The sequence below is a fragment of the Humisphaera borealis genome, from assembly GCF_015169395.1.
GTDB lineage: Bacteria > Planctomycetota > Phycisphaerae > Tepidisphaerales > Tepidisphaeraceae > Humisphaera > Humisphaera borealis.
The window spans coordinates 5,967,640-5,982,952 of the sequence record NZ_CP063458.1 but is presented as its reverse complement, the minus strand read 5'-3'; the positions used below and the strand labels follow the sequence as shown (position 1 = coordinate 5,982,952).

At 63.6% G+C, this 15,313-nt stretch carries 13 protein-coding genes; 3 read left to right on the top strand and 10 right to left on the bottom strand.

The features are described 5' to 3' along the window. Window positions 1–86: 86 nt before the first annotated feature. Both IPV69_RS22525 and IPV69_RS22520 read right to left on the bottom strand, forming a co-directional pair. Window positions 87–1,943, bottom strand: a complete 1,857-nt coding sequence (locus tag IPV69_RS22525; protein WP_206291981.1) for a vWA domain-containing protein — start codon at window positions 1,941–1,943, stop codon at window positions 87–89. A 277-nt stretch (window positions 1,944–2,220) separates the two neighbouring features. Then, window positions 2,221–3,393 carry a substrate-binding domain-containing protein gene (locus IPV69_RS22520; RefSeq protein ID WP_206291980.1) on the bottom strand — a complete coding sequence of 391 codons (1,173 nt, stop codon included), beginning with the start codon at window positions 3,391–3,393 and terminating at the stop codon, window positions 2,221–2,223. Window positions 3,394–3,603: 210 nt separating this feature from the next. Between IPV69_RS22520 and IPV69_RS22515 the strand changes: the two genes are divergently transcribed. From IPV69_RS22515 to IPV69_RS22505, 3 genes are all read left to right on the top strand, one after another. Further along, the gene (locus IPV69_RS22515; RefSeq protein ID WP_206291979.1) at window positions 3,604–4,908 is read left to right on the top strand and encodes an MFS transporter; all 1,305 of its coding nucleotides are present in this window, start codon (window positions 3,604–3,606) and stop codon (window positions 4,906–4,908) included. 75 nt (window positions 4,909–4,983) lie between these two features. Continuing rightward, the gene (locus IPV69_RS22510) at window positions 4,984–6,120 is read left to right on the top strand and encodes a TIGR03364 family FAD-dependent oxidoreductase (RefSeq protein ID WP_206291978.1); all 1,137 of its coding nucleotides are present in this window, start codon (window positions 4,984–4,986) and stop codon (window positions 6,118–6,120) included. Next, complete coding sequence (locus IPV69_RS22505) at window positions 6,117–6,854, top strand: phosphonatase-like hydrolase (RefSeq protein WP_206291977.1); 738 nt, start codon at window positions 6,117–6,119, stop codon at window positions 6,852–6,854. The genes IPV69_RS22510 and IPV69_RS22505 overlap by 4 nt, the downstream gene beginning before the upstream one ends. 10 nt (window positions 6,855–6,864) lie before the next feature. Here IPV69_RS22505 and IPV69_RS22500 read toward each other — a convergent pair whose 3' ends face one another. The 8 genes from IPV69_RS22500 to IPV69_RS22465 all read right to left on the bottom strand — a co-directional run bounded on the left by IPV69_RS22500 (window position 6,865) and on the right by IPV69_RS22465 (window position 15,227). Next, window positions 6,865–8,247, bottom strand: a complete 1,383-nt coding sequence (locus IPV69_RS22500) for a hypothetical protein (protein WP_206291976.1) — start codon at window positions 8,245–8,247, stop codon at window positions 6,865–6,867. A gap of 30 nt (window positions 8,248–8,277) precedes the next feature. Next, window positions 8,278–9,207: a DMT family transporter gene (locus IPV69_RS22495; RefSeq protein ID WP_206291975.1), complete on the bottom strand. Its 930-nt coding sequence runs from the start codon at window positions 9,205–9,207 to the stop codon at window positions 8,278–8,280. Window positions 9,208–9,399: 192 nt separating this feature from the next. Then, window positions 9,400–9,750 (bottom strand): hypothetical protein, encoded by a 351-nt coding sequence (locus tag IPV69_RS22490; protein WP_206291974.1) that lies wholly within the window; start codon window positions 9,748–9,750, stop codon window positions 9,400–9,402. Window positions 9,751–9,789: 39 nt separating this feature from the next. After that, window positions 9,790–10,386 carry a GTP-binding protein gene (locus tag IPV69_RS22485; protein ID WP_206291973.1) on the bottom strand — a complete coding sequence of 199 codons (597 nt, stop codon included), beginning with the start codon at window positions 10,384–10,386 and terminating at the stop codon, window positions 9,790–9,792. A gap of 365 nt (window positions 10,387–10,751) precedes the next feature. Next, a complete protein-coding gene (locus tag IPV69_RS22480; protein WP_206291972.1) occupies window positions 10,752–11,516 on the bottom strand; it encodes a response regulator in 765 nt (254 codons plus the stop codon). A 150-nt stretch (window positions 11,517–11,666) separates the two neighbouring features. After that, entirely contained in the window at window positions 11,667–13,142 is a 1,476-nt protein-coding gene (locus IPV69_RS22475; RefSeq protein WP_206291971.1) for a sensor histidine kinase, read from the bottom strand. Window positions 13,143–13,156: 14 nt separating this feature from the next. Continuing rightward, on the bottom strand, window positions 13,157–13,927 hold the full coding sequence (locus IPV69_RS22470) for a cytidylate kinase-like family protein (protein ID WP_206291970.1): 771 nt from the start codon (window positions 13,925–13,927) through the stop codon (window positions 13,157–13,159). Window positions 13,928–14,042: 115 nt separating this feature from the next. Continuing rightward, entirely contained in the window at window positions 14,043–15,227 is a 1,185-nt protein-coding gene (locus IPV69_RS22465) for an aminotransferase class V-fold PLP-dependent enzyme (RefSeq protein ID WP_206291969.1), read from the bottom strand. Window positions 15,228–15,313 lie beyond the last annotated feature (86 nt).

The following is a 15,313-nucleotide window of genomic DNA, read 5'->3' as shown; positions in this document are numbered from 1 at the left end:
CGGATTACGACAGTAATACTGTACCCGCGTCAGATCGTTTTGGTCGCCCGGGGTCCGACATGATTGACGATCTCCCGGCAGGACCCCTACTTCCCCTGCGGCTTCAGCATCCCCGCGCCCAGCGGTGGCGTGTTGGCCGGGTACGGCAGGCGAACTTCGGCCTCGCTCTTGTGCTGTACGTTTGCCAGAAGCGTCTGCGCCAGCGGTGCCACGCGGTCGGCGTACTGACGATTGATCGCGTCGGTGATCACGTGCGTCATGATCTTCTCGCCCGGCGGAGCGTCAGCCGAACTGGCTGCGATGATCAACTGGGCCTCGGGGCGCGGGATGGTTTTGATCGGGATTTCGCGGCCGGCGGCATCGACGAAGCGCGTCCGCGTGATCGGCGCGAAGTTGGCATCAATGCTCGATCCGCCTGCCTCGCTCGCGATCTCCGCGAAACTCGTCAGGTTGTTCTGCGCCAGTGCGTTAGTGACCTTGACCGCATAGAACTTCAGGCCCGCGCTCTTGGCCTTGCGGGCGAGCGACTTGCAGTCTTCCTCGGTGCCGGGCTTGGGCGGCGCATCGCCGATCAGGATGACCAGTTTGCCGACGCGCTTGCTGGTGCTCCACTTGGTCTTCTCGATCGCGTCGCTCATCGCCTCGCGGACCGCTTCGGGAATGTCCCCGCCGCCTTCGGCGGTCATCGAGACCAGTCCCGGCTCCAAGTCCTGAAGCTTCATCGTCAGGGGCAGCACCTTGGTGACGAACGGGTCGCCCTGGCCGGCATCGCGGTAGAAGACGACACCCAGCCTTGGTGCTTCCTTACACAGCGCGCCCAGCGCACCCATCACCCGGGCCACGTCGCGCCGCAGCCAGGAAAGGACGTCACCCATCGATCCGGTCGCATCGACGACGAAGACCGCCTCGAACTCGTCAAGATCGGCACGGCCCAATTCAAGGTCGGCCAGCCACGAGGGGTCGTCCGGGTCGATCGAGTCCAACGTCATCGGCGCGGGAACGAACGCCGGCTGAAGCTTCTTCCAAGGTTCACCCTCGAGCTTGGTGACTTCCTTCCACTTCTCCTTGGTTACCCATGCGGCAGTCTCGGTCTGGACGGTTTTATAGAGGCTCTCGGAACTGGGGTGGTCGCGGCTCGGCGACTGGGGGTTGAATACCTCGGGCTTGAGGCGTTCGCGGGCTGTCGGCACCGGAGAGCCCGCCGCTTTCAGCACGTACTCGGCTCGAACTCCGGCATTGACGTCGGTCAGGATCTTGGTGATGCCCTGCACGAGGAATGCACTGCGCCATGCTGACAGAGAGCGGCCGAGGGCGTCGAGGGTTGCGATGTCCGACGGCTCCCAGGCGTTGGTTTCTTCGAAGATCTTCATCCAGATCTTACGGTGGCGAAGCGTGGGTACCGACGCCGCGAGCACGTCGAGCAGCGGGACCCGCAGCCCGCCGCGAAACGCATCCTTCTCCGCCAGCGCGAGTGTCGCAGTGATCCAACGCTGATATGTCTTGGCATCGAGTTCGCCCACCCGCGCCAGGACGCCCTGCCAGGCGAGCAGGCGGACGACATCGTGCTTGTCCTTCTCGCAGAGCTCGAGAAGCCGGGGAAGCGCCGTCTCACGTGGGCTGCGGGCCAGGCTGATCACGCCCATCGCACGAGAGACCCAGAATGGTGCGGCCGTCTTCTTGATGTAGTCCCGTTCCAGGTAGTCGAGCAGATTGACGAGCTTCTCTTCCCGGTTCTTGGGGTTCTCGTATCGAGGTTTATCAGGAATCGTCGGCAACTGGCCCGGCTTTCCCGGGGGCGTGGTCGAAGCCGTCCGGGGAGGTGGTGTTGTCTGGGCGATGACCGCGACGCCAAGTGTCAGCCCGGCGATCCCGGTGGCGAGCGTCACGACCATGGTCGGGGAATACAGCCGGTTGAATCGAAGGCGGGATTTCTGACGGGCCATAACGTTAGATCTTACCAATCCTTTGCGGTCGACGCACACGGATTTCAAGGAAGGGAATCTCGCATGTCGGCTCCCGGCGCAGCGTGCAAAAAAAGAAACCGCGGCGCCTGGAGGGTAGTTGGCGCCGCGGTTGGCGGAGGAGGACCGGAATCTATTTTCAAAGTAGCGCCCGGCCGGGTGACGCCCCGACTTGGACGCGAAAGAGGATAGTCACACTTTGTTGACGATCGATGAGCGTTTGACTGTCATCCGTTATTCGCTTTGGATATTTCTCGGATCACAAAGATTTGCTTCCCTTTCGACCTTGTGACGCACGAAACTCAGTTGGCGTCATGCCGACCTGCTTTTGCATCGCCCGTTGCAGAAGCTCGACGGCCGTGAAGCCGCACGCCGCGGCGATTTCAGATATGGGTTGATCGCCCGCCTTGAGCATACGGCATGCCTGCTCGACGCGAAGCCGGCGGACTTCCAGAGCCGGGGAACTACCCATCACCTGGCGGAAACGGAGCTCCAGGGTTCTTCGCGAGACACCCGTAGCGGTTGCCAGAGCGGGAACCGACAGCGGCACAGCCAACCGCGACGCCATATGTTGAAGCGCTTTGCGAATCAGCGGGTCGGCATGGGTTGCGTTCGGCAGTGTTTCGCCAGCGACCAGACCGGTCATGGGCACCAGCACTTCCGGGCCGATCGCCCCGCCACGCATCAGGCGGTCCAGGTGCCGTGCTGCCTCGTACCCCACCTGCCAGGGGTTGTGATCGATGGCGGCCATCCTCGGCTGCGAGATGCGCGTCAGCAGTTCGTCCAGATCGCCCGACAGCAGAGACACGCCGTCCTCCGGAACGCGCACGCCGGCCCAGGCCGCCGTCTCCAGCAGGCGAAATGCGCCGATCGCATTCCACGTCAGGATCCCCACCGGTCGCGGGAGCGCCGTGAGCCAATCGGCCAACTCCAGCTGGTTGTAGTGTGGGTTGGTGTCGGTCCGCAGCAGGCGGTCGGGCTGGATGACCGTGACGTCGAAACCTTCCTGCTCGACCCGCCGAACGTATGCCGCCCCGAGTCGATCGGTGTAGTAGTCGCGCTTCGGCGGCCCGTAATAGACGTAGTACTCGGCCCCCGTTCGCAGCAATGTCTCGGCGGCCAGCGCCCCAATGGCCGGTTCGTCGCCGGTCACGTGCTGCAACACGGCATCGGGAACCCGAACCTGAGACACGTTCACGCACGGAATCTTGTTCAGTCGAACGTGCTGCACCAGCGCGGGCGCCATGACACGTGCGATGATGCCGTCGCCTTCGCACCAGGTAGGCACGTTCTGCCTCTCGTACGATCCGCGATGATCGACATACAACACCCAACGTTCGTGTTCGCGAACATAGTCTCGTACGCCGGCGATGATCTGCACGCCCCAGGAACTGGAAGTCTCAACGAGTAAGGCAACACGCCTCGGCTTCATGGGACAAAGTGTAGCAGAACGCTACATGAATTGCGCGAAACGTCGTTACACGCGTGTTCCGTCGTTTCGGAACCCGGTTTCCGCCGAGAATGTCGAAGCATCGCTCACGGCGATTGAATGAACCTGCGTTAGTCTCTCGCCCTTGCCGCCTGCCCGGACCCTTGCGGGGGAATAGAAGGCAAGGACCCGACGAGCGGAGCGGATCGCCAGATGCCAACAACGTCACGACATCTTCGCCGTTGGCAGACGATAACCCTGACGCTGCTGGTGATCGGTTACGCCGGCTATTACCTCTGCCGCGCCAACCTTTCGGCGACAACGCCGATGATCATCGACGAGCTTCGGGCCAAGGGTATTCCTGACCCCAAAGTCTCGCTCGGCGATATCACGGCGTTGGGAACCCTGCTCTACGCGATCGGCAAGTTCTTTGCCGGCGTCAGCGGCGACCTGCTCGGAGGCCGGCGCAACTTCCTCGGCGGCATGGGCGGTGCGATTCTCTTTACCGCACTGTTCGCGCTCAGCGGTTCGCTTCCGCTTATGACCCTCGCCTGGATGGGCAATCGCTTCGTCCAGTCGTTCGGCTGGCCCGCGCTCGTCCGACTCGGCGGACGATGGAGCCATTACTCCGTCCACGGCTTTGTGCTGGGGCTGCTGAGTCTCAGCTATCTTTTCGGCGATGCCGCCTCACGATTGTTCATGGGCGTGTTGATCGATGCTGGGCTGGGCTGGCGGGCGATCTTTTTCACCAACGCGGGGATCGTCGGCGGACTTTTCGTGGTGACGTGGTTCGCGCTGCGGGAGTCGCCGCGAGCGGTCGGCGAACCTGACTTCCCGCCGAACCCGTCGAACGTTTACGCGGCCACGCCCGCCACAACAGCCGAATCACTGGCCGTCGATCATGTGTCCCTTACGTCGCTGCTGGTGCCGTTGCTGAGGAGCCCTGCGTTCTGGACCGTCTGCCTACTGTCCCTGGCGATGACGCTCCTCCGGGAGACTTTCAATAATTGGACGCCGACCTACTTCACCGAGGTCTTGAAACTGGGCAAGGGTGCGGCCGCCTCGAACAGTGCGTGGTTTCCGCTGCTGGGTGGCATTGCTGTGGTCGTCTTCGGCTTGCTCAGCGATCGCCTTGGCAAGGCGGGTCGATCGGCGTGCATGGCGGCGGGACTGGCGATGACGGGCGCGACGCTCTGGCTCATGGCGGGCGTGACCAACCCCGTGTTCGGCGTGGTGCTTGTTGCAGTCGCCGGCTTCATGCTCATCGGCCCCTATTCGTTCCTCGCCGGTGCGATGGCGCTCGATTTCGGCGGTCGCCGCGGGGCCGCGACGGCGGCGGGAATCATCGACGGCGTGGGCTATCTCGCAGGCGTCCTCGCCGGTAGCGCCGTCGCAAGACTGGCCACGAGCGACGGGTGGGATGCCGTCTTCCACGTGCTCGCCGGCGTGGCCTGGATGACGGCGGCTGTGTCGGCGATATCGATGGTGTTGCAGATAAGAACTCGGAAGGGAACGTAGATACGAGTAAGGAGGCACCTGGGCAAGAGACACCGTGCCGCCGTGCCTTTTGCCTTCGTGCCCGCGTCAACCACCATGACCAACCACTATGACATTGCCGTCGTCGGCGCGGGTATCCTGGGGCTCGCCCATGCCTGGCACTTGGCCAGAGCGGGAAAGCGCGTCGTTGTCTTCGAACGCCATGCCAGGGCACAGGGCGCCTCGGTTCGAAACTTCGGCATGGTCTGGCCGATCGGCCAGCCGGCGGGCGAGCACTATGCCTTGGCATTGCGCAGCCGCGAGATTTGGCTCGATGTGCTTTCCGCCGCCGGACTTTGGCACGATCGCAGCGGATCTTTGCATCTGGCTTACGAAGACGACGAAGCGGAGGTGCTGCGTGAGTTTGTGACCGACGGCGGGCACCGCGACCGCAGCTACGAGCTACTCGGTGCCGACCAGGTGGCGCAGATCGCCCCATGGGTCAAGACACCTGGGCTTCGTCTGGGTCTTTTCAGCCCTGTAGAGACCTGCGTGGACCCACGGCAGGTTGTCGCAGACCTGCCTGCTTTTCTTCGAGACACCCTTGGCGTGCGATTCGAGTTCGATACCTCCGTGCTCGGATATGACCGGCCGACGGTACGGACATCCCGCGGCGCTTTTCGAGCCGATCAACTGGTGGTCTGCGGCGGAGACGAGTTCCAAGTGCTCTACCCGGAACTGTTCGCCGGGTCCGGACTGATCAAGTGTAAGTTGCAGATGATGCGGGCGGTCGCCCAACCCGCCGGCCAGCGGATGGGTCCGATGCTGGCGGCAGGGCTGACTCAGCTTCACTACAAGTCGTTTGCCGCCTGCCCAACACTGCCGGCAGTCCGTCGACGGATGGAAACGACGATGTCGGATTACATCCGCTATGGCATTCACGTCCTGGTTTCGCAACCTGGTACCGGTGAAATCACAATCGGCGACACGCACGAGTACGGCGACGACATTTCCATCTTCAACAAAGAGCGGTTGGACGAGATGGTCCTTTCCTATCTCGATCGCTTCTTTGCCGCGCCCCGAATGGCCATCAACGAACGATGGTTCGGCATCTACGCCAAGCATCCGTCAAAGCCCTGGCTGCATGCGCGTCCGGCGGACGGCGTGACAATAGTCACCGGCGTTGGTGGTGCGGGGATGACCCTTTCCTTCGGACTCGCGGAGAAAGTAGCCGCAGAGGTTTTACAATCATGAGCTCAAAAATCTCATTCATCTGCCCCGATCGCATCGAACTGGTCGTCTTCGACATCGCGGGCACCACGGTCAATGACCGCACACCCGCCGGCGACGCGGTCAACCTTTGCCTCAGGCAGTCGATCGAGGCCGCCGGTGTTTTGGTGACGCGCGACGCGGTCAATCTCGTGATGGGAATTCAAAAGCCCGAGGCGATCCGCCGGTTGCTCATCGGTGCCGGTCGTGAAGAATTGCTCGGAAGGGTTGACGCCATCCACGACGACTTCGTCATCAGGATGAAGCGGTTTTACACCAGCGACCCGGCGGTTTATCCCGTCGTCGGTGCAGAGGACTGCTTTGCCGTCCTGCGACGCGAGGGCATCAAGGTGGCACTCGATACGGGGTTCAGCCGTGACATTACCGCACTGATTCTCGACCGACTCGGCTGGCGCGACGGCGAGTCGATCGATGCCAGCATCTGCTCGGACGAAGTCGCGGCAGGCAGGCCGGCGCCGGACATGATTCGTGCGCTGATGGATCGGTTCGGCTTCAGCGATGTTCGCCGGGTGGCGAAGGTCGGCGACACCCCCGCCGATCTGCACGAAGGAACCAACACCGGCTGCGGGCTGGTGGTCGGTGTGACCGGCGGGACACACACGCCGGAACAGATGTCGCCACATCCGCACACGCACCTGATTCACACCGTCGGCGAGTTCCCCGAGCTACTTGCGGGGCTTGGATTGCACCAGCGCTGATGACGATTGTTCAGGGAATCCGCATCCACACCCCGGTGCGACCGAGCGGGCGATCCACCTTGACGACTTCACCGCCGACGCGGATCTGCGCGGTCCCTTCGGTTTCGGCGAAGGTGATGCGGCAAAGGGTTGAGCCGTCTTCGAGCCTCGCCGCGGAGACGACGAACCGGGCATCGTAGCGGACGGGATCGACCGAAACCGGTGCGACGATGCGCTTGCCGCCGGCCTCGCGGCGGACTTCGCGCATGAGCGAGTTCAGCGCCTCGGCGTCGGCGGGCGTGGAGAACCGCGGAACCTTGGCGCCTGGGGGAATCTCTTTCGGCTGGAGAGGGTTAAAAAAGAACACGTTGGTCGTGCCGCCGCTCAGCATGATGTGTGTCACGGCCTCTTCATACATGTCGCCCCCGCCGAACCCGCCGCCGACCGTCAGCCCCTTGAACGGCACCCAGGGGATCTGAGGCACGTTGCTGGAGCGTGAGACGCATCGAACAAAATTAACTGCAAAAATCATCTGGACATAAGGCCGGGACCAGTCGGCTTCGATTTGCGGCGGTGCCGCGCCGCCAAAGAGCGCCGGCGACTGATGGGTGCCGGCCGGTCCGCCGACTGTGTACCAGGGCTGTCCCAGCACGCCCATCGCGACGTGGGCTTCGTCGATTCGCAGGTCGTTGAAGTTGCACATCGCGGCCGCCGGGAAATAGCGGTGAAGCGGTTCCAGGACGGCCTTTCGACGCGCCGCCGAGACGACACCGGACATCAAAGCGTTCCATCGGGCCGGTTCGCCGGCCTTGGGGCTCCGCTGCAGCATGGCCTGGCGGGCGTCGGCGAAACCGAGCGCCTTGGCGACCTTCGGAAATCTCGGGTCTTCGGTAATCGCCGTGAGCCGATCCTCGGCCATGTTCCAGATCGCCAGATCTTCCTCGGCGCTGACGACCAGTAGATCGATAGAACCCCCCGCCGCTGCGAACTGCTTAAGCCATGTGTCGAACCGTTGGGCGGCCGCGAGTGGGCCGGCGTTGGGCCAGACGCCCTGCAGGGTGGTCGGTTGGCCATTTGCAGTCATGCAGACGTCGTCGGGGTGATCGAGAATCCCCTGTGCGACGTCACCCGCCAGCACCACGCGAAGCCCGGGTGCCAGCCGGGTGATCTCCTTGGCGGCGATTCCCGGATTCGTGCTTTGCGGCCCGGCAAGCGTGACAGGGTACATCCCCTTCACGTTCGGAAGCGGGCCGGGAAAGTTCAGCGCCAGTGCCGTGTAAGGCTCCAATGCTGAACCGGCGGGTCTTGTGGCGGGCTGCGAGCCTGGGGTGGCAGCGGCTGGTGTGGCGGCTCCCGGCAGAACGGTGGAAAGTGTCAGCCCGAGAGCAACTAGGAACGGAAGGCGAAGCGGCATCGCCGAATTGTAACGCCGGTGCGCGAAGTATCAGGGAGATTCCGTGGCGGTTCGGTCCAGGCTGGGGCTTGCACCTGAGCCGTTGGTTCGCCGAGCGAGCATGGGAAAGGCCTGGCTGGCGACCGCCGCTGTCAGGATCAGGGAAGCGCCGAGCCAGCCGTTGAAGCCCATGGATTCGCCGAAGAACGCCATCGCGAATGCCGATGCGAAGACCGGTTCGGTCGTGTAGAGAAGCGAGGCATGCACGCCCGGGACAGACTTCTGGCCGATCGCCTGTAGCCAGGTGGTCAGCAGGGTCGCGACGACGCCCATGTAGAGGATCGCGACCAGCACGCCGGGCGACCAGTTGCCCCAGCCCGCGCCCGTGAACGTGGCTTCGCCGATCATCCACGGCAGGGAGAACGCGGCGACTCCCACCAGTTGCGCCATCGTGAGCGCCCGAGTACTGAAGTGATTGGCGTATCGCTCCAGCCGCATGATGTAGGTGGCATAGGTGACGGCGCACCCGAGCGTCCAGAGGTCGCCGATGTTGGGTTGGCTGCCGTCGTAAGTCAGGAGCGCTGCACCTGCGAGTGCGACGCCGACCATGACCCAGACAAGCCTTCCGACCTTGCGGCCGGCCATGACGGTCAGGATCGGAACAAAGACCACGTTGAGCGATGTGACGAACGCACTGCGGTTGACGGTGGTGTACTTCAGGCCGATGGCCTGCGTGGCGTACCCGGCCCAGAGCCAGAAGCTGAGGTTCAAACCCGCGAGCCAGATACCCCGTGGCACAGGCCGGCCGACGACCAGGGGCATAAAGCACACCGTCGCAATTGCAAACCGCCAGAACGTGGCCGCGCCGGGTCCCAGCGGCGCGGCGGCACCGCCGACCAATGCCTTGGTGGCGACGAATGTGGTTCCCCAGATGAGCGTGACGATCAGGAGGATTCCGACGCCCGCGGGTGACGGTGACACCGGCAGGCCGGGTGCCGTTGGCGGTGCTTCGTACGAAACGATTGTTGGTTGCTGGTCGTTGTGCAGTGGAACTCCGGCGCCGGTTTGGGGCGGGAGTTATACCACACGGCCCGCGCGGGCGCGGGAGCCCAGCGAGGAACTTTGGGCGGGTGTGGGCGGGTGCCACGGCAGACCCTGCCCGATGACAATCGCCTACGACGCCTGCCGGTCGGACCGCAAGAGCGACATCACCTGCTGTGCGACCGACACGGTCGCCTCGGCATGGCGGTCGAGCGGCGACGCCGCGCCGGCGTCGCTGATAGCCTGACTGTCCTCGGCGTGGCGGAGCAGAGTCCGCACTGCCATGCCGAATCCGCACGGCGGTTCGGTGTGGTAGCGGGCGATCAGATCGCAGATGCGCGGAAGCAACAGAAAGACCGAGCAGGCGGTCTCGCGGGCGCACTCGGCGGTTTCGGCCGAGGAAGTGCGTCGATCGCATTCGGCGCAGATCTGCTGTCGTACGCCGACCTGTGTCAGGGAAAGTGCTGTCGAAACTGGGCTCATGGGTTGCTCGGGCCTAAGTACGCTGAAACGGATCGCACGCTATCCGACAAACAACTCGGGTCCGCACGCCGACGAGTCACGATGGCGACTGCGGGCGGCAGAAATCTTGTTGTCCAGCCAATTCGTCCACTCGTCCAAGCCGTGGGTGTTGATCGTGGACACCTCAAGAACGGGGGCTGAAGGATTCAACCGTCGCACGTCGCTGTTGAACTGAGCGCTGCTGAACCTGATGAACGCGAGCAGGTCGGTCTTGGTCAGCAGCACAAGTTCCGCCCGGCTTACCAGGCTCGCGTACTCGGCGGCCTTGTCGTCCCCGCCGCTGACGCCAAGAACGGCGACGACGGCGGTCTCGCCGGTGTCGGGGAACGGGGTGATACCGCCGCAGGCCTCCAGCAGGATCAGGTCAACCGTCTCTGGGTCGATCGACTCGACCGCCCGGGCCACCGCAGCGGTATCTGGTACGGCGGCAATGATCGGGATCGCACCGGCGCCAAGGGGACGAAGCAGGTTGGCGTCGCGGTCGGCCGCGGGATTGACGACGATCACAGAAACCCGCCGCTTGCCCTTGAATCTTCTCAGAGAGGCTTCAACCAGCGCCGTCTTTCCCGCGCCCGGCGGACCGACAATGCGAACCATCGGCACCCCGGCCTGGGTCAGTCGGGCGCGTACCCGGCCCGGCGAAAGGTCGACCCGGATCGGCAATTGGGGATCGGTACGGCCATGCCCAGGCCTTTTCGACGTCCCGGCAAGCAATGTACGCGCAGCCATGATCGCACCTTGAGTTCGATGACATGCGGGGCGGGGCGCTCCCCTCGGTCGCACAATGACACACTGTCATCGTTCCTCGCTGCTCCACCATGCGCTATCGGATACATTGTTGCCGCGCGATAGCGCAGCCGGGATCGGGAAGGAGTGGGTTTCGCTGCTAATCACATTGCCTAAGGGGCGTAGGTCGAATTCCTACGTGCGGCGTGATCGGCGGTGTTTCGGGGCGAAGATGCTCAGTTCGAATCGGGTGTGTTTCGGATCGCGAAACGGAGCAACTCGGCGCTTGTCTTGAGGCCCAGTTTCTCCTTGATGTGCTCGCGGTGTGCCTCAATCGTCTTGGCGCTCAGGAACAGCTTTTCTGCGATGTCCCGAACACGCATGCCGGCACCGATCATCCGGAACACTTCCAACTCGCGATCGGTCAGCCGATCCATCGGCGTCAGGTTGCTCGCGGTCTTGCTGCCGACCATCCGGTGGAGGAGTGTCGCACCCATGTTCGGACTGACGTAGATCTCTCCGGCCAGCACGTTGCGGATGGCGTTGACCAGCACCTGCGGCGGCTCCTGCTTCATGATGTAGCCGCGTGCGCCGGCGCGGAGCGCACGCTCGGCATACAGCTTCTCGTCGTGCATCGACAGGATGAGAACCGCCTGCTCGGGGTTCGACGACTTGATCTCTTTCATCAATTCCAGGCCGTCGCCGGACTTGAGTGAGACATCGACCAGGCACAGGTCAGGCGACGCAGTGCGGATGGCACGAATCGACTCGTAAACGTCCTCCCCTTCGCCGACCACTTCCATGTCCGGCTCTTTGTTGATCAGCTGAACGAGGCCCTGACGCACAATGGGGTGATCGTCGACGATAAATATCCGCCGCTTTGAACTGGAGCTCTTTTCGGCCTTTCCGTTGGTCTCCGCCGTGGCGACCGTCGGGGCTGCTGCCGTGGCTTTGGACCGGGCAGTTCGGGCGGAAGCGGCGGATGGCTTTTTGGCTGGCATGTGTCAAGGTTCAGAGAGTGGGCGAAGTGAGTGTATCCGGCGCGATCGTCGCACGGTATTGATCGGCAAACTTTTCCAGCCGCCTTTGCTCGATTCCAACCCAGAACCGCACGGCAGGCGCGGAGAAAACTGGTCGACCGGTACTGATGTTTACCGGCTCGCGGGCGATTTGGGTAGGTGGCACACGACTTCCACGCCGGGCTTGCACTGCCGGACCGTGAGGGTACCCCCGATCAGGTGGGAGCGGTGCCGCATCGTCCGCAGGCCGATTCCCGCCGGAATTGCGCCCGAATCGTTCATCTCCCCCTGGAAGCCTTTACCGTCGTCTCTGATCCGCAGCGTTACCCCGCGGCGTTCGGACATCAGCGAGATTTTGATCGACCGCGCCCGGCCGTGCCGGACGGCATTGTTCACGGCTTCCTGGGCAATCCGATATAAGTGCGAAGGTGCGGTTCGATCGGCGAACGCCGGCACCTGGCCGTCGTGAACCGTGCACTTGACCTTGTACGCGTCCGTCACCGAATCACTCAGCAACCGCAGGGCATGGGCCAACCCGCCGGGCTGTGGTTCAACTGGATACAGACCGTGGGCCAGCCCCCGGGACTGGCGAATTGCTTCGCCGACCAGCGCGGTGATCTTTCCGGCCTCTTCGGCAAGCGGATGTCGGCACTGGGTGAGTTGATGGCTTAGTGTTTCGGTCATGAAGCCGATCCCCGTCAGCTGCTGGCCGAGGCCGTCGTGCAGATCCTGACCGATTCGTCGCTGTTCACGTTCGGTCGCTTCCATGATCTCGCGTTCGAGCTGCTTACGTTCGGTCAGGTCGCGAACGACGCCCGTGAAGGTCCTCTTCGCGCCGAATCGAACTTCGCTGACGGCAAGATCCAGTGGAAAGACTGAGCCGTCCTTCCGCTTGCCCATGACCTCGCGGCCGATGCCGATGACTCTGGCTTCACCCGTCCGCAGGTATCGATTCAGGTAGCTGTCATGCTCGCCGGCGTAGGGATCGGGCATGAGCACGTTTACGTTCTTCCCGACGAGTTCTTCGCTCAAGTACCCGAACAGGCGTTCGGCGGAATGGTTGAGGTTGGAGATCGAGCCGCGGTCGTCGATGGTGATGATCGCATCGACCGCGGTATCGAAAATGGCGCGGGTCAGCGCTTCGCTTTCGCGAAGAGATTGCTCGACGCGTTCCCGCCGGGCAATGACTTCGCTGAGCAGACGATTGACGTCCGTCAGTTCTGCGGTGCGCTCGGCGACTCGCGTCTCCAGGTCGGATCGCGTGTCGCCGTTGGGACTCGCGGGATCGGTTGGGGCTTCTTCCGTTGCGCCGGACTGCCCGGCGGACGACGCCGACAGAAGCAGGCTCGCGCCGGCCCCGGCGAACATTGCGGCCCAGGCATCGAGCTGACGCAGGAGGGCTCGAGTCGATTCCGGTAGTCGTCGGCCAGACAGTTCGGCGGCAATCCGCTGGCGGATGGCGTGCGGGTCACCGCCGGCGAGGTGTCCCTCGGTGTCGGTCGCAGGCACCGCCTTCCGCCCAGCGCGCGTGGTTCGCGAACTGCGTCCGCCCTTATCACGCGGCCGCTTGGGTTTTGACGGCGTGGTCGGGTTGCGGCGGTTGCTCATTGGATCCTGGGATATCAGTACGGAACCATGGTACCCGCCGGCAGCCCCGCCACAATCAGAGGCTTAACGACCTCGGCGAGCGTCTCCTCGTTCAGGCCGGCGGTGTTGATGGTCAGCGTGAACCGATCAGGTGACAGTGAGGCCGACGGCCAATAGCGACGGTAGAACGCTTCGCGATCGTGGTCGAGCTGGTCAACCTTTCGGGCCGCGTCGGCTTCGCTGATGTGCAGCAACGAGGCCATGTGGCTCACGCGCACGGTCCGCGGTGCGATGAGCCGGATGTGAATGCCTCCGGGCAGGTCACGCGTGATGAACGCCCCGCCGCGGCCGACGATAACCGCCCGGCCGAGTCGGGCAAGGCCGCGAATGGCTGCTGCGACTCGCTTGTACACCTTGAACTCGTCCGGCTTGGCGGGGTCCTGCCCGACAAGGCCCGCAAGAAGATCTGCGAACCAGGGGTGGTGTCCTTCTTCCAGGGTTGCCACGGCTGCTTCGTCCAGGCCGTGGTCGCGGGCTACCTTTTCGACCAACTCCTGATCCCAGACCGCCCAGTGTGCCTCAGACGGCCCGGGCCGATCGACGTCGGTCATCAGTGCCGCAAGCTTCGTCGCCAGTGTGTGCCCGCCGGCACCCGCCTGCCGGCTGATCGTGACGAAGGGGATTACGTGCGGCGTGATGCCGTGATGTTCACGGCCTTCGGTCAGGGCTGCGGACTTTACCGCGCCCATAAGTGCCAGTGATCCCAAACTGCCGCTGAGAGAGACGCCAGATCTTGAGCCGGTCATGATGTGCTCCTATTCCGCGCAATGGGCCTCTTCCGGAGGTCCGCCGCAATGATGATGGCTGGCGTCCCGGCACAAAGCCAGCAGGCCGAGACGGAATCGGTCATAGGAGAGCGACCTAGGACTTGCTGGAGGCGTTCAGTACGTCCGCCAGCCGTTCGTAATCATGAGGCACGTTGTAGATCTGGCACGCCGCCCGTACGAACCGCTGCTTGTTCCAGGTGACCAGCGGCACTTCGATCCTGAAGTCGGTGTAGAGCGACTGCTGAAGGATGGTGAACTGTGCGTCGTCCAGCCGTTGGAAGAAGGCAGGCAGGGGTACTGTCGCCATGCTGCCAAGCAGTGACCCGTCGAGTGGTGAGACTGGCGTGACATTCAGGCGTTGGCACAGCATGTCGTGTGCCCATGTCGCCATCTGGTGGTTATGACGTCGGACGTTGTCCCAGCCGAAGCGGCCGAGGAAATCAATCGCAGCGCCGGCCGACAGCCAGCCGCTGTGGTCGCGCGTCCCCTGCCAATGAAACTCGGCGGCGAAGCCGTCGCCGTACCAATGGCTGACGACGGCGGGATGAATGTCGTCACGGATGTCAGCCCGCGCCCAGACAAACGCCGTGCCCTTGGGAGCGCAGCACCACTTGTGCAGGTTGCCGGTGTAGTAGGTAACGCCGGATTCGCCGAGAGATGTCAGGTCGAGCGGCACCATGCCGGGGGCGTGTGCGCCGTCGACGAGCAGCGCAACGCCGCGACGCTTGCAGACTTTTGCGATTGCCTCGATCGGGAACACAATCGCCGTGGGCGAGGTGATGTGATCGAGCACAAGCAGCTTTGTGCGGTCGCTCAGACCGCCGACGATCGCGCTGGTGATGTCTTCGGCCGAGGTCAGCGGCAGCGGGACCGCGACCTCTCGGTAGACCGCGCCGGACTGCGCGGCCGTGTATTTCATCGCCTGCCGGACCGCGTGATACACGTGGTTCGTCGTCAGCAGTTCGTCGCCCGGCAAAAGGCGCAACGATCGCAGCACGCAGTTGACCCCTTCGGTGGCGTTCGTCACGAACCCCACCGACGCCGTTGCGGCGTTCAAGAACGCTGCAACGGGAGCGACGGCGCCGTCGAGAAGGGATCGCCACTTGCGGCCGAGCAGCTCGATCGGCTCGGCCTCGATGCGTCGCCGCCAGTCGTCGGCGACGGCCGCGACTTCCCCGGCCACGGCACCGAACGAGCCGTGATTCAGGAACGTTACGTCCGACTTCAGTTGCCAGAGTGAACGCAGGTCGGGTGCGAGTGGTGCGGGGGCTTTCTGCATGGTACTGGGAGGCACATTAGCAACACCAAGCCGGCCGGGAAACTGGCGGTCGCGCGAGTGGGAAGGACACGATTCGATGAGTCCTG